Source organism: Dactylococcopsis salina PCC 8305 (genome assembly GCF_000317615.1).
Classification (GTDB): Bacteria; Cyanobacteriota; Cyanobacteriia; order Cyanobacteriales; family Rubidibacteraceae; genus Halothece; species Halothece salina.
In genome coordinates, this window is the sequence record NC_019780.1 from 2,971,098 (window position 1) to 2,984,744 (window position 13,647).

The window sequence follows — 13,647 nt, forward strand, 5'->3', positions numbered from 1 at the left end:
TGCGACTTATGGAAGCTCAAGAAAAGACCATTCTCACTTATGTTAGAGCGAATGGCAGCATACCTTTTAATGAGTGGCTAAACTCCCTCAAAGATAGAAAAACTCGCGCTATCATTCGTGCAAGAATCAACCGTGTTCGATTGGGAAACTTGGGGGATTGTAAATCTGTCGGGGAGGGAGTAACTGAACTTAGAATAAGATTTGGTGCTGGTTATCGGGTTTATTTTGGGCAAGAAGGAGACACAATCATCATTTTGTTGTCAGGTGGTGATAAAAGCAGTCAAGATCAAGATATCGAACAAGCAAAGCAATACTGGAAAGATTACAAAAGACGTGGCAATGAGTAGAACAAGAAGTTACAAAGAGGATTTGCTAGAAGCGTTGAGCGATCCCATTGAAGCGAGAGAATATCTTAACGCTGCTTTGGAAGATGAGAATCCTGAAGTGTTTTTACTTGCCTTGAGAGATGTTGTGGAAGCTATAGCGCTACGCGCTAGGCAAAAGGCAAGAGGCAAGTTGCCTTAGTAAGGTATAGGTGAGTTTCAACATTTTGGAATGTCCTAACCTAATTTTGTAGCGCTATAACAGCCAAACCCAACATTATTCGACGAAGCTCTACGGCTCGGTGTCTGACCTAAGCGCTACCCTTGAAAAAGGCAATTCTGACCTTGATCGCGTTCGCAGTCTCCTCAATCAAATCGGGTTTAAGTTAGCTGTTGAAGTGAATCAGTAAGATAATTGATCGCACTTTCTCTCAAAAGTAGCCCGCTCTCATAGTATCTGGTGATAATCATCGTAACTTAGCAAAATCTGTGACTCTTGAGTAATTCATCGCTCATTTGAAATCACGAAAAAGGAAGGGTAAACGCTGTTAATCCGAGATAGGCTTCTGTTTTTCCGCCTCCTGTCGGGAAGAAGAGTAAATCGACTACTTCGCGTTCGCTGTGGGTTGGATCAACAATTCCTCGCAGATTGGTCAGAATAAAGGCAAGTTGGAACGGTCGCCAGCGCGGGGGTTTGATGTCTTCATCAGGGTTTTTGTCTGTGTTGTGGGTGAGTCGCTGACGCAGCGATCGCGCTTTAACTGAAAAAGATGCCCTTGCTGAAGAAATCGCGGGTCGTTCCTTTAGTCGGGAAGAACGCTTTAAGCTAGAGATGGAAGAAAATGCAAATCAATAAAAAAGAAATTAGCAATAACATTTTAAAATTGTGAATGGGTAGTCTCGTTAGAGATATTGCAAGAATATCAGAAAGTTTTAAATCGAAAAAAATTGAAAATTGATCAAAAAAGGAGAAGTCATTTTTTATATTTAGTCCAACAATTAACAACCTTAGTGGAAGTGAATATAGAAGTGAATTTTCCAAGAGATCAAAAAGATGCGAAATTTTTAGCCTGTGCTATAGCTTCACAAGCAGATTTTTTAATCACAGGGGATCATGATTTTGGAGAAGTGATTGATTTAGGAAAAACTAAAATTTGCTCTGTATCACAGTTTTTACCATTGGTACAACCACAGGGATAATGTAGGTTGACATCGCTATTTTTATTCTCCCATTAGTTTTCTGGATTTGAGCTTTTTAAGAATAGTGAGGCTTGTGCATTAGTTACTAAAACTCGATCGCAGTGCGCGATCGCATTATACAAGTTTTTTGCAGTTGAGCCATATTGCCACCAATATTCTCTCCGCCTTTTTTGTGTTGAATTGTTTAATTTAAGTTTATCTCTCTCTGGCTTAACTTTCTCCTCAACAATCGCCATTAAATCAGGATATTCTCTCGCCTCCTCCTCACTCATCTCACCAAAATTAATCACATAGCGATGATAAGCATGAGTGGGACTACTATTCACTTCCTGACCGCCAATATAAGGAAAAATGCACTCTTGATTCTTCGGATTTTCCTCAATTAAGCGGTGCATTTCTGCGATCGACGTTGCATCAGAACTGGTATCATCAAAGGTAAACCCCATCCCTAAAACAATACCACCCTGAAAACTTTTTCCTTCATTGGCTAATAATTGATGGGGGTCATCATTTCCCCCTTTATCCACCAGAAATGCGGTAATTTGTTCAACGGGTTTTCCATCCAAGAGAATGGGAACATTGGGCGGTAATAATTCTTTGGTCATAACTCACCTGCTTCTTTAAGAGCTAAATTAATTACATTTTTTCTTTACTTAACCATTTTGCTTTCTGAAATTCAGATACTGCAAAATCTTGTTTTCCGCCCTTCAAAATTTCTTCACAAACCGCTAACGGGACAACCACTTTCTCGTAAAGAGAGTCTAAAATATCCAAACTTCCTAATGCTGCAATTAATGCAATCAAGGGTGAAGTATTGATAACAATAACTGGAGAATTAGGCATTTTCTATATCAGACATCAGTTCAGCATCAGGGAGATCAATCATGGGGACACCATAATCAGCTAACTTAAGAAGAAAAGTAACGCGATCAACTCCAACTAACATTGCAGCCATTCCTGATGATAACCGTTTGAGTTCAAAAAGTTTCACCGCCATCGCCCATTTTGCTTCTGTTTCAAAAACCGCAGCCATTCCTGGCCATTTATAGCGTCGTTTGGCGTTGTAAATTATTCCGCCATTATTACAATAAGCCAACAAGGGAGTCTCCGCACTTTAACGCATGGTCTAGGAAGGTAAAGGGGCGATCGCGCGATAAAGTAAACAGCCAGAGAGAGAGTTTCGCCAAGTTCACCGCAAAGCGAGTGCGTAATTCTGGGGTTTCCCCAGAATGTAAGACGCACTCAAGACAGGGATTTTTATCCACCCCATAAATACATGGTTGCGCTACCATGCGTCTAGCGATGACAACAGGTTCTTCCGTATCAGGGGAAATTGCGTCGTTTCGTTCCCATGCTTCTACAAGGCGATCGGCAATTTGACGACAAGCCTCAACTAAAAACGCCCCGCTTCCCATTGCTAAATCGCATACTTTTAAGTTTAATAGTTGTTCCGGTGTCGGTTGACTTCCCAACTGTTGGAAGATGGGTTGAAGCGTGGTATCAACGACAGGCGCAGTTAAACTGCGGGGGGTATAATGAGAACCCGATCTGCGCCGTTCTTCTGTCGGTTGGAAATACAGCGCTCCTGCTGGTAAAGTGTTGGGAGTACGCTTAGAAATCTTTGTTCCTAAGGCTGCGATGATTTCTTCGAGGGTTCAAAATCAGCAGTTGGGAGGGATGAGAGGAGTTGTTGATATTCTATGGCGCGATCGCGATCGAGATAAACCCCCTGATTCACCAACGCGGGAGGAGATACTACCAACCCCACAGGTTGCAAAAATCCCAACCATTCCCGATGCTGATGAATATATTTCAAGGTTTCGTAGTCAAAGCCCACCGTTCCACACCTCCAATTTATTCAGTTTAATATAATATTAAGTTGAGTTTTCTTGACTGGTCACTGTGTTAGAGACGGTAATGGCAACTCAACTTGACTGGCAATTTTCTCGGCTAATTCTTTAAAGTCAAAATAGACATTTCTGACCGCCGATAAATGAGCGCCAATTGCCCCATCTGCTGGTTTTAAGTGAAAAATTGGTTTATGAGATTCTTGTGCCATTTGCCTTAAACTTTGATAATGTTTAATTAACGCTAAACGGTTGGGGTCACTGGCGACATCAAACACTTGAGTTTGTGGATTTTGTAAAACTTTATCTTGATAAATAATGGGGATTCGTTCTATCCATCTTTGAAAGGCTTTGACAGGTCGATCAAATCTTACGCCATGTTGGAGAATAATATAACCAATGGCTTCCATTCTTCCTTGAGGTAACTCCAAATCATTCGCAGGATTTTTTTCGATTCTTGCTTCCCATTCTTTCCGCCAACGAGCAACAGTGGGACCGAGATTTTTCAAGCCTTGTAAGGAGAATAAATCAGGAGAAAGGGGAACAATAATATAGTCAGCAGCGATTAAAGCAGCCCGATTAATTGCACCTAAGTTCGGTCCTAAATCCACTAAAACAAGGTCAGCAGAAGACTGATTGGCAGCGCGATCGAGTAATCGCCAAAAAGCAGAAATCACCCGAAATGCTCTTTCTTTCCCATCTAAACAATCGTGCCATTGAGAAGATAATTCATCTTCAAAACCCGAAAGTTGTAAATCGCCAATAAACAGACTTAAACCGTCTTCAATTCTCTCTAACTCTGGCATTGCAATATCACCAATTCCTTTTAATAACGGCTGAACACAGCGAAAAATTGTGTTATAGCTATTGTTTCCTTCCCAGACTTCTTCTAAACGATCCTCATCAATAAAAGCTGCGGTTAAATTGGCTTGTGGGTCTAAATCAGCAGCGATTACATTTAATCCTAAATCAAAATACATCCAAGCAAGGTGATAAACTAAAGATGTTTTTCCGACTCCTCCTTTATTATTAAAAAAGGCAATGATTGGCGGTTTCATTTGGTTCTCCTAACGATCGCTAAAAAGTTCGCTTCTTCAATCTGAAATTCTGCTGCGGGATTACCGTTCTTTTCTAGTTGTTTTTGCGCCGTAGCAATTCCAATCCCAAACCGTTGAACATAGCCTAGGTTTTTCATTGCTTCTGCTAAATGCGGATTACGATAATCAGTGACTCCTTTGCCAAAATTTTCGCGGTTTCTGGGGTTGCGATCGCGCGTGTGGGTCCAACCCGAATGTACGTCCGTCCCTCAAACCGCACGGGAGGCGCGTAAGAGGGCTGTACAACCCTCTAAAACATATTTATCCACCTGTAGTTCTTGTTCATCCATAATTTGGTTCTCTTCAAACTCTCTCTATGTTAGCTACTCATTGGCCAAAGATAGACTAACCCTACAGGTTCTAAACGACGGGCTTTTACTTCATAATTCTCCCGAATGCGCTGCGGTTCTGATTCTAATTCTTACAGGACGCACCTCTGTTTCTTTGCGCCATTCCCAAACTTTTTGTTTCCGTGGACGTGGCGGACGCAGGGTATCGAGAGTATTTCCCCAACTGGGGTCATTGGTGAGGGTTTCTAGGTTGGGGATTTCCCATATTCCTTCCTCATTTTTGGATTGGAGAGGAGAAGCCCCCAACAATTCCAAACTCGCGGAAAGGGCTTCCCGAAAAGCGCGATCGTCTAATCTTAACCACTGCTGGGACTGACTTAACATCTGCTGTAAGGTTTCTTCTTGTTGTCGCAGTTGACGGATTTCAGGGCGGATTGTCTCCAATTCTTCCCGTATCGCCCCCTGTCGGTTGCTGGTGCTTTCATCTGCTCGATCGGCGGTTTCAATTCCTGAAATGAGGATTTGTTCCGCTTCCGATTCAATCCCGTCGTCTATAGCGCTACAAAATCAGGTTAGGACATTCCAAAATGTTGAAACTCACCTATAACTTACTTTTGCCTTTTGCCTTTTGCCTTTTGCCTCTTGCAACCGCGCGTAGCGCTATAACAACGGGTTCCCGTTGCAGTTTGCGATCGATGCGTCCGTTCCGTTGTTCCATCCGACTGGGATGCCAAGGTATATCAAAATGGAATAAGTCAGCGCAGTAATTCTGTAAGTTTACCCCTTCTCTTGCTGCATCAGTAGCAATGAGAATCCTTAGAGGATGGTCTTTCGGGTTAGTATTAAAAGCCCGTTTAATGGCTTCTCGGCGTTCGTCTCCCATTCCTCCTGTAAAGCAGTCGATGCGTTCGTCTTCTTGTTCACTACCTGCGTTTGCGAAGCATGGACGGAGTCCAATCGCGTCTCGGAGTTGCTGTTGTAAGTAGCGTTTCGTATCTGTGTATTCAGTGAAAATTAGCACGCGACGATCGCGCCATTTTGCCCCTGGTTTCCCGAGATCGGGACAAAGGTTGTTCCGCAGCCACTCTAATAAAGCCTTGACCTTAGAATCAGGTTCATAACGGAAATTTTGAGCAATTTCGCTCATGCGGTCTAATAATTCCCGTTCTTGGGGGCTAATTTCTCCTCTGCTGGCTGCGGTGGCTGCACTCATCTGGGTGTTTTCTTCGCTTTCGATTTCCGCTTCGGGAAGTTCAGCGCGATCGTCATCTGCACTGGGAGATTCGACCAGTAAGGCATAATTCTGGGAAGTTTGAGCGTTTTTCTCCTCTTGGCGGTTTAGGGCTTGTTTATGGACTTGTAGCGTTCTTGCAAAGGCTTCAATAGAAGACAGCAAGCGTTTCTGGAGAGAGGTCACCACTAGCATTCCCGCTTGGCGCTTGGATTTCGATTCCCCTTGCAACCGCGCTTGTCGGCAAAGACGATATTCTTGTAAGAGTCGAGAAAGTTCTAATTCGGGGGCATTTTCGGGCAGGTTTTTAATGGCGACGGGAATGACTTCACGCTTAGGAAAATCACTGTCACTGATTTCCCGAATGTCTTGCTTTAAGCGCCTTACCATCACCGAGTCGAGAAGCTGTCGGCTTTTGACAGGAACACCACGACAAAACTGTTAGGGGCAGCATAGGCTTCTTCCCGAATCAAAGCATGAGAAATGATAAAGCGGGTGTGAGTTGTCCAAGGATTGATACTATAGCCTCGTTCCCGTCGTTTTTGGATAATGAAAGCGCGATCGAAAATGGTAAAGGTTAGCCCAAAACGATTTTCCATCTCCTCTTGCCACTGTCGCACCATCGAAGGGGGACAGGCAATGACAACCCGTTGCAGTCTTTGCCGTAACAGCATTTCTCGCAGAATTAAGCCTGCTTCAATGGTTTTCCCTAATCCCACATCGTCCGCGATAAAGATTCCCACACGGGGCATTTGCAGGGCTTTTCGTAAGGGTTCTAACTGGTAGGCTTTAATTTGAATCCCAGCGCGATCGGGGGCTTGGTTCAACATTTTCGATCAGGTATTGTCGCGACCTGACTTACGCGATGTTTCCTACGGAAACCTGAGAAGCGATCGCGCCTGTTGGGAGAGATTTCGCTGTCATTTTCTGATCACTATTGGTTTAAGGAGGCAAATGGAATTACAGGTGCAGATCATTGATCGGGTTAGTTATGAAATTAATCCGATTTTTTTATTGAATGCGGTGAGTTAAGGAATAACTAATAATTAATTATTCGTTTTTTCATTGCTTGTGCGGGATTTCCCCCATAAATGGTCATTGCGTCTAAAGATTTTCCTGTTACTGATCCTAATCCTAAAACTGCTCCTTTTTTAACGGTAACGCCAGGTCCGATCACCGATCGAGCGGCGATCCAACTTCCTTCTTCGATCGTAATCGGTTCAGTAATTAATTTAAAATTCGGATCAGTCCAACTATGATTTCCCGTACATAAATACACCCCTTGTGATAAACAAACATGGCTTTCGATCGTCACTTGTGCTAAATTATCAATCCCAAGATTTTCCCCTAACCAAACATAATCTCCCACCGATAATCGCCAGGGAAACTTAATCAAAACTCCAGGTTTAATCCGTACTCCCTCGCCAATTTTTGCCCCAAATAAGCGCAATAAAAAGACTTTGAAACTAGAAACAGGAAGCCAATAACTTCGCACGAATGGACATCCGATAAAATACCAAAACAGTTGTTTAATAAAGGAAGCACCTGGACTGTAATCGCCGATCGTGTAATGATTTAGATACATTATTGGTTATTGGTTATTGGTGATAACTCCCCCAAAATTGGGGGTGGGGGGCTGACGATCTCTATTGGTGATAACTCCCCCAAGATTGGGGGTGGGGGGCTGACGATCTCTATTGATGATAACTCCCCCAAGATTGGGGGTGGGGGGCTGACGATCTCTATTGGTGATAACTCCCCCAAGATTGGGGGTGGGGGGCTGACGATCTCTATTGGTGATAACTCCCCCAAGATTGGGGGTGGGGGGCTGACGATCTCTATTGGTGATAACTCCCCCAAGATTGGGGGTGGGGGGCTGACGATCTCTATTGATGATAACTCCCCCAAGATTGGGGGTGGGGGGCTGACGATCTCTATTGATGATAACTCCCCCAAAATTGGGGGTGGGGGGCTGACGATCTCTATTGATGATAACTCCCCCAAGATTGGGGGTGGGGGGCTGACGATCTCTATTGGTGATAACTCCCCCCAAGATTGGGGGTGGGGGGCTGACGATCTCTTTACTTCAGATCAGAAATTGCCTGTTTTGCCATCCCTGCGATCGCCTGATCGGTGGCTTTTGGCAGATGATAATAATTGCCTCCTGCGGTTTTTGCTAACTCTTTCGCAAAGCCTGTGGAAACAAACTTATTCTCCGTATCAATCACTAACAATTTCACACCCAAAGCGCGAATTTTGCCAGCAATTTCTAACAATTCCTCCTTAATATTCGGTTTTTCTTCTGGTAACGGTTCACCGAGCGATCGCGCTAAGGGAATGTTCCCCCGTCCATCGGTAATGGCGACTAAAATCACTTGACCGACATCACCTGACATTTGAGCATTCATCCCGACATGAACCGCTTGCGTTAAACCGTGCGCCAAAGGAGAACCACCGCCACAAGGCAGCTTTTCGAGGCGATTTCGCGCCATTGAAATCGATCGAGTCGGGGGTAATAACACCTCTGCTTGTTCCCCTCGGAAAGGAATTAACGCCACCTGGTCGCGATTTTCGTAGGCTTCTGTAAGCAACTGTAAAACCGCCCCTTTTGCGGACTGCATTCGATTTAAAGCCATTGATCCCGACGCATCCACCAGAAACACCACCAACGCACCAGCTTTCCGCGCCAGCCGTTTGGAACGCATATCCGACTGTTCCACAATCACCCGTCTGCCTGGATTACGCAAACGACGTGATTTCTGATAGGGAGCAGCCGCCCTTAAAGTGGCATCTACGGCGATGCGTTTCACCTTTCCTTTAGGAAGCATCGGCTTCACATAGCGTCCCCGTTCATCAGAGAAAATTAAGCCACGACTTCCAGAGGTTCCCTGTTGTTTCGCCATCTGGGAAAAATAGAGAACCGTCGGGTCCATAATCACCCCTTCCGCATCAAAAACAAACTCCTCTGGAATTTGTGGCGCTTCCTGTTCCTCATCCTCTTCTCCCTCATCATCTTGGGGAGACTCCTCTTGTTGATCTTCGGGGGGTTGTTCGGGTTCGGGTTGATCCTCTGGGGAATTGTCTCCCTGCGGTTGTTCTTGATCTTCGGGTTGATCTTCCTCTTGGTTTTCTGGAGGCGGGGGTGGCGGTTGTTGTTCTTCTGGGGGGCTTTGAGCAACGGTCGATCGAGGAACAATCACCAATTCTACGGCTCGACGTAAATCATCTCCTGTGACTTGATTCCGTCCATCAAGGGCGGCGGCGGCTTTAGCGACTCTCACCGCAAACAATTCCGCGCGATGTCCTTGTACCACACCACGCACGGCTTCCTCAACTAAATAATTAATTTGTTCTGGGGCAATGGTCACTTCTTTTAACCATTCCCGTGCGAGAATAATATCGGTGCGGAGTCCTTCTAAATCCTCCTCATACTGACCAAGAAAATCCTTTTGGGAATTAGCGAAATTAGTGGCTTGTTCTACCGCTTGGACTCGTTGGTCTAACGCTAACACCCCATCCGCAGACAGGGTAATTGCAATCCGATCTAATAAATGTTCTCGTAGCGGTTTTTCTTCGGGATTATAAGTGGTAATGAGAAGCGGTTGACAGGGATGTTGAAAACTAATTCCTTCCCTCTCGATGATGTTACGCCCTTCTGTTAATACTGATAACAATTGGTTCGCGATCTGATCATCAAGCAGATTAACTTCATCAATATAAAGAACACCGCGATGCGCTTTCGCAAGGAGTCCAGGTTGGAACACGGTTTTTCCTTCCTTAACGGACTTTTCTACATCCACCGAACCCAGTAAACGGTCTTCTGTCACTCCCAGAGGAATTTGCACAAAGGGAGCGCGAATCACTTGTGTTGGGATGTCTGTGGTGTCGCCATATTCCGTGAAAGTTTCATCGTCCCATTCTTCAGGATTTTTCGGATCACAGTTGGCGATCGAATCTTGTACAATCTCGATCGGGGGTAACAAAGAATGAATCGCCCGCGCCATCACCGATTTAGCTGTGCCGCGTTTGCCAGAGATCGCAATCCCACCGAGTTTGGGATCAACAGCACCGAGAAGCAGCGCCAGTTTAATTGCTTCTTGTCCGACAACGGCGGTGAGGGGAAAATTAAGGTTGGTTGGAGAAGTTGTTAGTGTAGTCATACTCCCTATTCTGGCAAATTTTACCTAGTTTGTTAAGTGCAGATGACTGGACAACTTTAGAAGTCTTCCCGTGATTGTTTGTCAGGTATCAACTCATGATCTACTGTTTCATTATGAATGAAATCAAGGGATGTAGGGAGATGGGGGAGACAAGGGAGACAAGGGAGACAAGGGAGATGGGGGAGACAAGGGAGATGGGGGAGATTAAAAAGTCCCCCAGAATTGGGGGATTTAGGGGGCAAGTTTGGGGGAATTAAGTCGGCTGCTGATTATTGGATCATGCTGCGTAACATCCAAGCGGTTTTTTCGTGAGTCCGCATCCGTTCGGTGATGAGATCGGCTGTGGCTTCGTCGTTAGCACGTTCTGCCGCTGGAAACGCTGCACGAGCAGTTCTGACAACGGCTTCGTTAGCTTCCACCAGTAATCTTACCATCTCACTGGCTTCGGGAACGTCACGGGTTTCTGGAACAGTGGAGAGTTCTGCAAATTGGCTATAGCTACCAGGAGCAACGGCGCCGAGGGTACGGATACGCTCTGCTACGTCATCCACTGCGGTTGCTAATTCGACATATTGTTCCTCAAACATTTGGTGTAAGGAATGGAACATGGGACCGGTAACGTTCCAGTGGAAGTAGTGAGTTTTGAGATAAAGGCTATAAGTGTCGGCTAAGAGGCGAGAAAGTCCTTCTGCAATCGCTTGCCGATCGCTTTCTTCAATACCAATATTAACGGGTGCTGAGGTGTTTTTGGGTTCTGCGGTTTGCATTCTTATGATCTCCTAATCGTTAATGGGTTTCGTTTTGTTTCTGACTGATCTACTTTAATTCAATCCTATGATCACTTATTAATCATTGAATCGTCCGTCGGGTTGAAGTCTTGCTCTTTCTTCAGAATCAGGACTTTAGGCGAGATGTTTTTCTAAGACAGCACGAGGGGCGCGACGCACTCGACATTTAATGGTTTCTTTTCCCAAACGCTGATGGGCTTCGTAGCGATGACAGCCAGAAAATCCGTAATATTTGCCATCGACTTCTAAAACCTCGATCGGTTCGTGTAATCCTTCCGCTTCGATCGAATCCATTAATGCTTTTACTTGATCTGGATCATTTTGTCGCGGTAAGGGACGACGAATTGCCCTGACTGGGATGTCTTTGACTTCCATTTCTGGTTAATCCCCCTGCTTAATCTCTTTTCTTAATCATAATCGTTATGAGTTTGTTTTGCAACCCGTAGGTTGGGTGAAATGAAATGTAACCCAACAGAATTGGTCATTCGTCACTGGTCATTCGTCATTAGACAAAGGACAACAATGTAGGTTGGGTGAAATGCAATGTAACCCAACACCCAGCAATCACTGTAAAAACTGGGCATGATGCTGTAGATGGTCGCGGATAAAACTAGCAACAAAAAAATAGCTATGATCATAACCGTCTTGATATCTTAGAGTTAAGGATTGTCCGACAGTTTCACAAGCCTCAGCGAATCGATCGGGCAATAATTGCTGTTGACGGAGAAACTGATCTTCTGTCCCTTGGTCAATAAGAATCGGTTTATCAAGCCAAGTTTTTTGTTTCACCAACTCTGTCGCATCATAGGCATTCCAAAGCGTTTGATCTGATCCTAAATAATGACCTAAAGCCTTTCTCCCCCAGACACACTGTTTCAGCGCTGCGATCGGGGCAAAAGCAGACACAGAAAGATAGTGATGCGGATTTCTTAAGGCACAAATTAACGCCCCATGTCCTCCCATCGAGTGACCAAAAATCCCGCGTCTTCCTGCAATGACTGGAAATTCAGTTTCGATTAACTGTGGCAACTCTTCCACAACATAACTATACATTTGATAATGAGCCTGCCAGGGAGACTGGGTAGCATCCACATAAAACCCAGCCCCACTACCGAGATCATAATCCGTATCCTCTTCTGGGATACCCGTTTGACGAGGGCTAGTATCGGGGGCAATAATGGCAATTCCTAACTCTGCTGCTTCTCGCTGTACTCCTGATTTAACGGTAAAATTATCTTCACTGCAAGTTAAACCAGAAAGAAAGTACAACACGGGAACAGGGGAAATGTTTGCTTGTGGGGGCAAAAACACAGAAAAGCGCATCGGTGCGTTACAAGCTGAGGAAGAATGTTGGTAGTAACTAACGCTGCCACCAAAACAGCGATGTTGAGCATTTAAGGTAAGTTTCGACATATTTGTTATTGGTTATTTGGTAACTGATGATTGTTGGGTTTAGTTTCCTTCAGTTTCCCCCCCAATCATCGGGGGGTTAGGTTTTACCCTGAGCTTGTCGAAGGGGGGGATTTTACAGACCAATCAGTGTTGGGTTTCGTCTTCTCCACCCAACCTACGGTTAATATGTTAAAACTGTCCGAATTGAGCTTCCTTCGTGCATTAAATCGAACGCTTCATTGATTTGTTCAATGGGAAGGGTATGAGTAATGAGATCATCAATATTGATTTTTCCGTCCATATACCAATCCACAATTTTCGGAACATCTGTGCGTCCTCTTGCGCCACCAAAAGCACTTCCTTTCCAGACGCGACCTGTTACTAATTGTACGGGACGAGTGGAAATTTCTTCTCCCGCACCAGCGACTCCGATAATGGTACAAACTCCCCAACCCTTATGACAACATTCCAAAGCCTGACGCATGATGTTGACATTGCCAATACATTCAAAACTAAAGTCAGCGCCACCGTCAGTTAATTCCACCAGATAACTGACTAAGTCTCCGTCTAACTCATTGGGGTTAACAAAATCAGTCATGCCAAATTTTTCGGCAAGGGGACGTTTTTTCGGGTTAATATCCACGCCGATAATTTTGTCAGCGCCGACCATTTTCGCTCCTTGAATGACGTTTAAACCAATGCCACCTAAACCAAAAACCACTACATTCGCACCGGCTTCTACTTTCGCAGTGAATAAAACCGCGCCGATACCAGTGGTGACACCACAACCGATGTAACAGACTTTATCAAACGGTGCATCCTCTCGAATTTTCGCTAGGGCAATTTCAGGTAAGACGGTATAGTTGGCAAAGGTGGAAGTTCCCATGAAGTGATGGAGTTTTTCTCCGTTTAAGGAAAATCGGCTTGTCCCATCGGGCATTACGCCTTTACCCTGTGTGGAACGGATGGCTTGACAAAGATTGGTTTTTTGGGAAAGGCAAAATTTACATTCTCGACATTCTGGGGTGTAGAGAGGGATGACATGATCGCCAGGTTTGAGGGTTTTGACTTCTTTTCCCACTTCCACCACAACACCTGCACCTTCATGTCCTAAAATGCTAGGAAAGAGTCCTTCTGGGTCTTTTCCAGAGAGGGTGTAAGCATCGGTATGACAAACTCCTGTGGCTTTGATTTCTACTAAAACTTCTCGCCCTTGAGGAGGATCAAGTTGTACGGTTTCCAGTTTTAGCGGTTGGTTTGCTTCTACTGCGACGGCGGCTTTTACATCCATTGTTTTTACTTGCTGCTCTTTTTTCTGT

At 44.8% G+C, this 13,647-nt stretch carries 19 protein-coding genes and 3 pseudogenes; 5 read left to right on the forward strand and 17 right to left on the reverse strand.

Going from position 1 to position 13,647, the window contains the following annotated elements:
- Positions 1–8 precede the first annotated feature (8 nt).
- Together DACSA_RS14160 and DACSA_RS14165 are read left to right on the forward strand one after the other, a co-directional pair.
- Positions 9–347 (forward strand): type II toxin-antitoxin system RelE/ParE family toxin, encoded by a 339-nt coding sequence (locus tag DACSA_RS14160; RefSeq protein ID WP_015230413.1) that lies wholly within the window; start codon positions 9–11, stop codon positions 345–347.
- A complete protein-coding gene (locus DACSA_RS14165; protein WP_015230414.1) occupies positions 340–525 on the forward strand; it encodes a helix-turn-helix domain-containing transcriptional regulator in 186 nt (61 codons plus the stop codon). Before DACSA_RS14160 ends, DACSA_RS14165 begins: the two co-directional genes overlap by 8 nt.
- A gap of 332 nt (positions 526–857) precedes the next feature.
- Here the strand turns inward: DACSA_RS14165 and DACSA_RS23110 are convergent.
- A pseudogene (locus tag DACSA_RS23110) lies at positions 858–1,079 on the reverse strand (hypothetical protein); the annotation flags it as partial.
- A 156-nt stretch (positions 1,080–1,235) separates the two neighbouring features.
- On the opposite strand from DACSA_RS23110, the gene DACSA_RS14170 reads away from it, so the two are divergent.
- Entirely contained in the window at positions 1,236–1,523 is a 288-nt protein-coding gene (locus tag DACSA_RS14170; RefSeq protein ID WP_051017327.1) for a putative toxin-antitoxin system toxin component, PIN family, read from the forward strand.
- Between the two features lie 32 nt (positions 1,524–1,555).
- Here the strand turns inward: DACSA_RS14170 and DACSA_RS14175 are convergent, their stop codons facing one another.
- From DACSA_RS14175 to DACSA_RS19280, 7 genes and pseudogenes are all read right to left on the reverse strand, one after another.
- Positions 1,556–2,128: a hypothetical protein gene (locus DACSA_RS14175; protein ID WP_198007573.1), complete on the reverse strand. Its 573-nt coding sequence runs from the start codon at positions 2,126–2,128 to the stop codon at positions 1,556–1,558.
- A gap of 31 nt (positions 2,129–2,159) precedes the next feature.
- The gene (locus DACSA_RS14180; protein WP_015230415.1) at positions 2,160–2,366 is read right to left on the reverse strand and encodes a hypothetical protein; all 207 of its coding nucleotides are present in this window, start codon (positions 2,364–2,366) and stop codon (positions 2,160–2,162) included.
- The gene (locus tag DACSA_RS14185) at positions 2,359–2,556 is read right to left on the reverse strand and encodes a UPF0175 family protein (protein WP_051017328.1); all 198 of its coding nucleotides are present in this window, start codon (positions 2,554–2,556) and stop codon (positions 2,359–2,361) included. Before DACSA_RS14185 ends, DACSA_RS14180 begins: the two co-directional genes overlap by 8 nt.
- A 55-nt stretch (positions 2,557–2,611) precedes the next feature.
- Positions 2,612–3,178, reverse strand: a pseudogene (locus tag DACSA_RS19990) (N-6 DNA methylase); the annotation flags it as partial.
- Positions 3,151–3,360 carry a hypothetical protein gene (locus DACSA_RS14195; protein ID WP_041235508.1) on the reverse strand — a complete coding sequence of 70 codons (210 nt, stop codon included), beginning with the start codon at positions 3,358–3,360 and terminating at the stop codon, positions 3,151–3,153. The gene DACSA_RS14195 and the pseudogene DACSA_RS19990, both read right to left, overlap by 28 nt.
- 60 nt (positions 3,361–3,420) lie before the next feature.
- Positions 3,421–4,428, reverse strand: a complete 1,008-nt coding sequence (locus DACSA_RS14200) for a ParA family protein (RefSeq protein ID WP_015230416.1) — start codon at positions 4,426–4,428, stop codon at positions 3,421–3,423.
- Positions 4,425–4,619 (reverse strand): annotated as a pseudogene (locus tag DACSA_RS19280) (ATP-binding protein); the annotation flags it as partial. The gene DACSA_RS14200 and the pseudogene DACSA_RS19280, both read right to left, overlap by 4 nt.
- Between DACSA_RS19280 and DACSA_RS22625 the strand changes: the two are divergent.
- Positions 4,578–4,700 (forward strand): hypothetical protein, encoded by a 123-nt coding sequence (locus tag DACSA_RS22625; RefSeq protein ID WP_269544606.1) that lies wholly within the window; start codon positions 4,578–4,580, stop codon positions 4,698–4,700. The pseudogene DACSA_RS19280 and the gene DACSA_RS22625 sit on opposite strands and share 42 nt — an antisense overlap.
- A gap of 147 nt (positions 4,701–4,847) precedes the next feature.
- Here the strand turns inward: DACSA_RS22625 and DACSA_RS14205 are convergent, their stop codons facing one another.
- The 3 genes from DACSA_RS14205 to DACSA_RS22265 form a co-directional block, all read right to left on the reverse strand.
- Entirely contained in the window at positions 4,848–5,201 is a 354-nt protein-coding gene (locus tag DACSA_RS14205) for a hypothetical protein (RefSeq protein ID WP_041235509.1), read from the reverse strand.
- 157 nt (positions 5,202–5,358) lie between these two features.
- Entirely contained in the window at positions 5,359–6,378 is a 1,020-nt protein-coding gene (locus DACSA_RS14210) for a helicase-related protein (RefSeq protein ID WP_051017329.1), read from the reverse strand.
- The gene (locus DACSA_RS22265) at positions 6,378–6,818 is read right to left on the reverse strand and encodes an SNF2-related protein (RefSeq protein ID WP_015230417.1); all 441 of its coding nucleotides are present in this window, start codon (positions 6,816–6,818) and stop codon (positions 6,378–6,380) included. The genes DACSA_RS14210 and DACSA_RS22265 overlap by 1 nt, the downstream gene beginning before the upstream one ends.
- Positions 6,819–6,831: 13 nt before the next feature.
- Between DACSA_RS22265 and DACSA_RS20900 the strand changes: the two genes are divergently transcribed.
- On the forward strand, positions 6,832–7,020 hold the full coding sequence (locus DACSA_RS20900; protein ID WP_156800809.1) for a hypothetical protein: 189 nt from the start codon (positions 6,832–6,834) through the stop codon (positions 7,018–7,020).
- A gap of 7 nt (positions 7,021–7,027) precedes the next feature.
- Here DACSA_RS20900 and DACSA_RS14215 read toward each other — a convergent pair whose 3' ends face one another.
- The 6 genes from DACSA_RS14215 to DACSA_RS14245 form a co-directional block, all read right to left on the reverse strand.
- Complete coding sequence (locus tag DACSA_RS14215; RefSeq protein ID WP_015230418.1) at positions 7,028–7,573, reverse strand: WcaF family extracellular polysaccharide biosynthesis acetyltransferase; 546 nt, start codon at positions 7,571–7,573, stop codon at positions 7,028–7,030.
- A 496-nt stretch (positions 7,574–8,069) separates the two neighbouring features.
- Positions 8,070–10,148: a magnesium chelatase subunit D family protein gene (locus DACSA_RS14225; RefSeq protein ID WP_015230419.1), complete on the reverse strand. Its 2,079-nt coding sequence runs from the start codon at positions 10,146–10,148 to the stop codon at positions 8,070–8,072.
- 269 nt (positions 10,149–10,417) lie between these two features.
- Positions 10,418–10,915 (reverse strand): Dps family protein, encoded by a 498-nt coding sequence (locus tag DACSA_RS14230; RefSeq protein WP_015230420.1) that lies wholly within the window; start codon positions 10,913–10,915, stop codon positions 10,418–10,420.
- Between the two features lie 135 nt (positions 10,916–11,050).
- Entirely contained in the window at positions 11,051–11,311 is a 261-nt protein-coding gene (locus DACSA_RS14235; RefSeq protein WP_015230421.1) for a ParB N-terminal domain-containing protein, read from the reverse strand.
- Between the two features lie 189 nt (positions 11,312–11,500).
- Positions 11,501–12,349, reverse strand: a complete 849-nt coding sequence (fghA, locus tag DACSA_RS14240; protein WP_015230422.1) for an S-formylglutathione hydrolase — start codon at positions 12,347–12,349, stop codon at positions 11,501–11,503.
- 160 nt (positions 12,350–12,509) lie between these two features.
- Positions 12,510–13,619 (reverse strand): S-(hydroxymethyl)glutathione dehydrogenase/class III alcohol dehydrogenase, encoded by a 1,110-nt coding sequence (locus DACSA_RS14245; protein ID WP_015230423.1) that lies wholly within the window; start codon positions 13,617–13,619, stop codon positions 12,510–12,512.
- Between the last annotated feature and the right edge of the window lie 28 nt (positions 13,620–13,647).

What these genes read in the sequence shown, in the direction of transcription:
- DACSA_RS14160 (WP_015230413.1), top strand. Translation starts at nt 9, where the DNA reads ATGGAAGCTCAAGAAAAGACCATTCTCACTTATGTTAGAGCGAATGGC.
- DACSA_RS14165 (WP_015230414.1), top strand. Translation starts at nt 340, where the DNA reads ATGAGTAGAACAAGAAGTTACAAAGAGGATTTGCTAGAAGCGTTGAGC.
- DACSA_RS14175 (WP_198007573.1), bottom strand. Translation starts at nt 2,128, where the DNA reads ATGACCAAAGAATTATTACCGCCCAATGTTCCCATTCTCTTGGATGGA.
- DACSA_RS14180 (WP_015230415.1), bottom strand. Translation starts at nt 2,366, where the DNA reads ATGCCTAATTCTCCAGTTATTGTTATCAATACTTCACCCTTGATTGCA.
- DACSA_RS14185 (WP_051017328.1), bottom strand. Translation starts at nt 2,556, where the DNA reads ATGGCTGCGGTTTTTGAAACAGAAGCAAAATGGGCGATGGCGGTGAAA.
- DACSA_RS14200 (WP_015230416.1), bottom strand. Translation starts at nt 4,428, where the DNA reads ATGAAACCGCCAATCATTGCCTTTTTTAATAATAAAGGAGGAGTCGGA.
- DACSA_RS22625 (WP_269544606.1), top strand. Translation starts at nt 4,578, where the DNA reads ATGCGGATTACGATAATCAGTGACTCCTTTGCCAAAATTTTCGCGGTT.
- DACSA_RS14210 (WP_051017329.1), bottom strand. Translation starts at nt 6,378, where the DNA reads ATGGTAAGGCGCTTAAAGCAAGACATTCGGGAAATCAGTGACAGTGAT.
- DACSA_RS22265 (WP_015230417.1), bottom strand. Translation starts at nt 6,818, where the DNA reads ATGTTGAACCAAGCCCCCGATCGCGCTGGGATTCAAATTAAAGCCTAC.
- DACSA_RS14215 (WP_015230418.1), bottom strand. Translation starts at nt 7,573, where the DNA reads ATGTATCTAAATCATTACACGATCGGCGATTACAGTCCAGGTGCTTCC.
- DACSA_RS14225 (WP_015230419.1), bottom strand. Translation starts at nt 10,148, where the DNA reads ATGACTACACTAACAACTTCTCCAACCAACCTTAATTTTCCCCTCACC.
- DACSA_RS14230 (WP_015230420.1), bottom strand. Translation starts at nt 10,915, where the DNA reads ATGCAAACCGCAGAACCCAAAAACACCTCAGCACCCGTTAATATTGGT.
- DACSA_RS14235 (WP_015230421.1), bottom strand. Translation starts at nt 11,311, where the DNA reads ATGGAAGTCAAAGACATCCCAGTCAGGGCAATTCGTCGTCCCTTACCG.
- fghA (WP_015230422.1), bottom strand. Translation starts at nt 12,349, where the DNA reads ATGTCGAAACTTACCTTAAATGCTCAACATCGCTGTTTTGGTGGCAGC.
- DACSA_RS14245 (WP_015230423.1), bottom strand. Translation starts at nt 13,619, where the DNA reads ATGGATGTAAAAGCCGCCGTCGCAGTAGAAGCAAACCAACCGCTAAAA.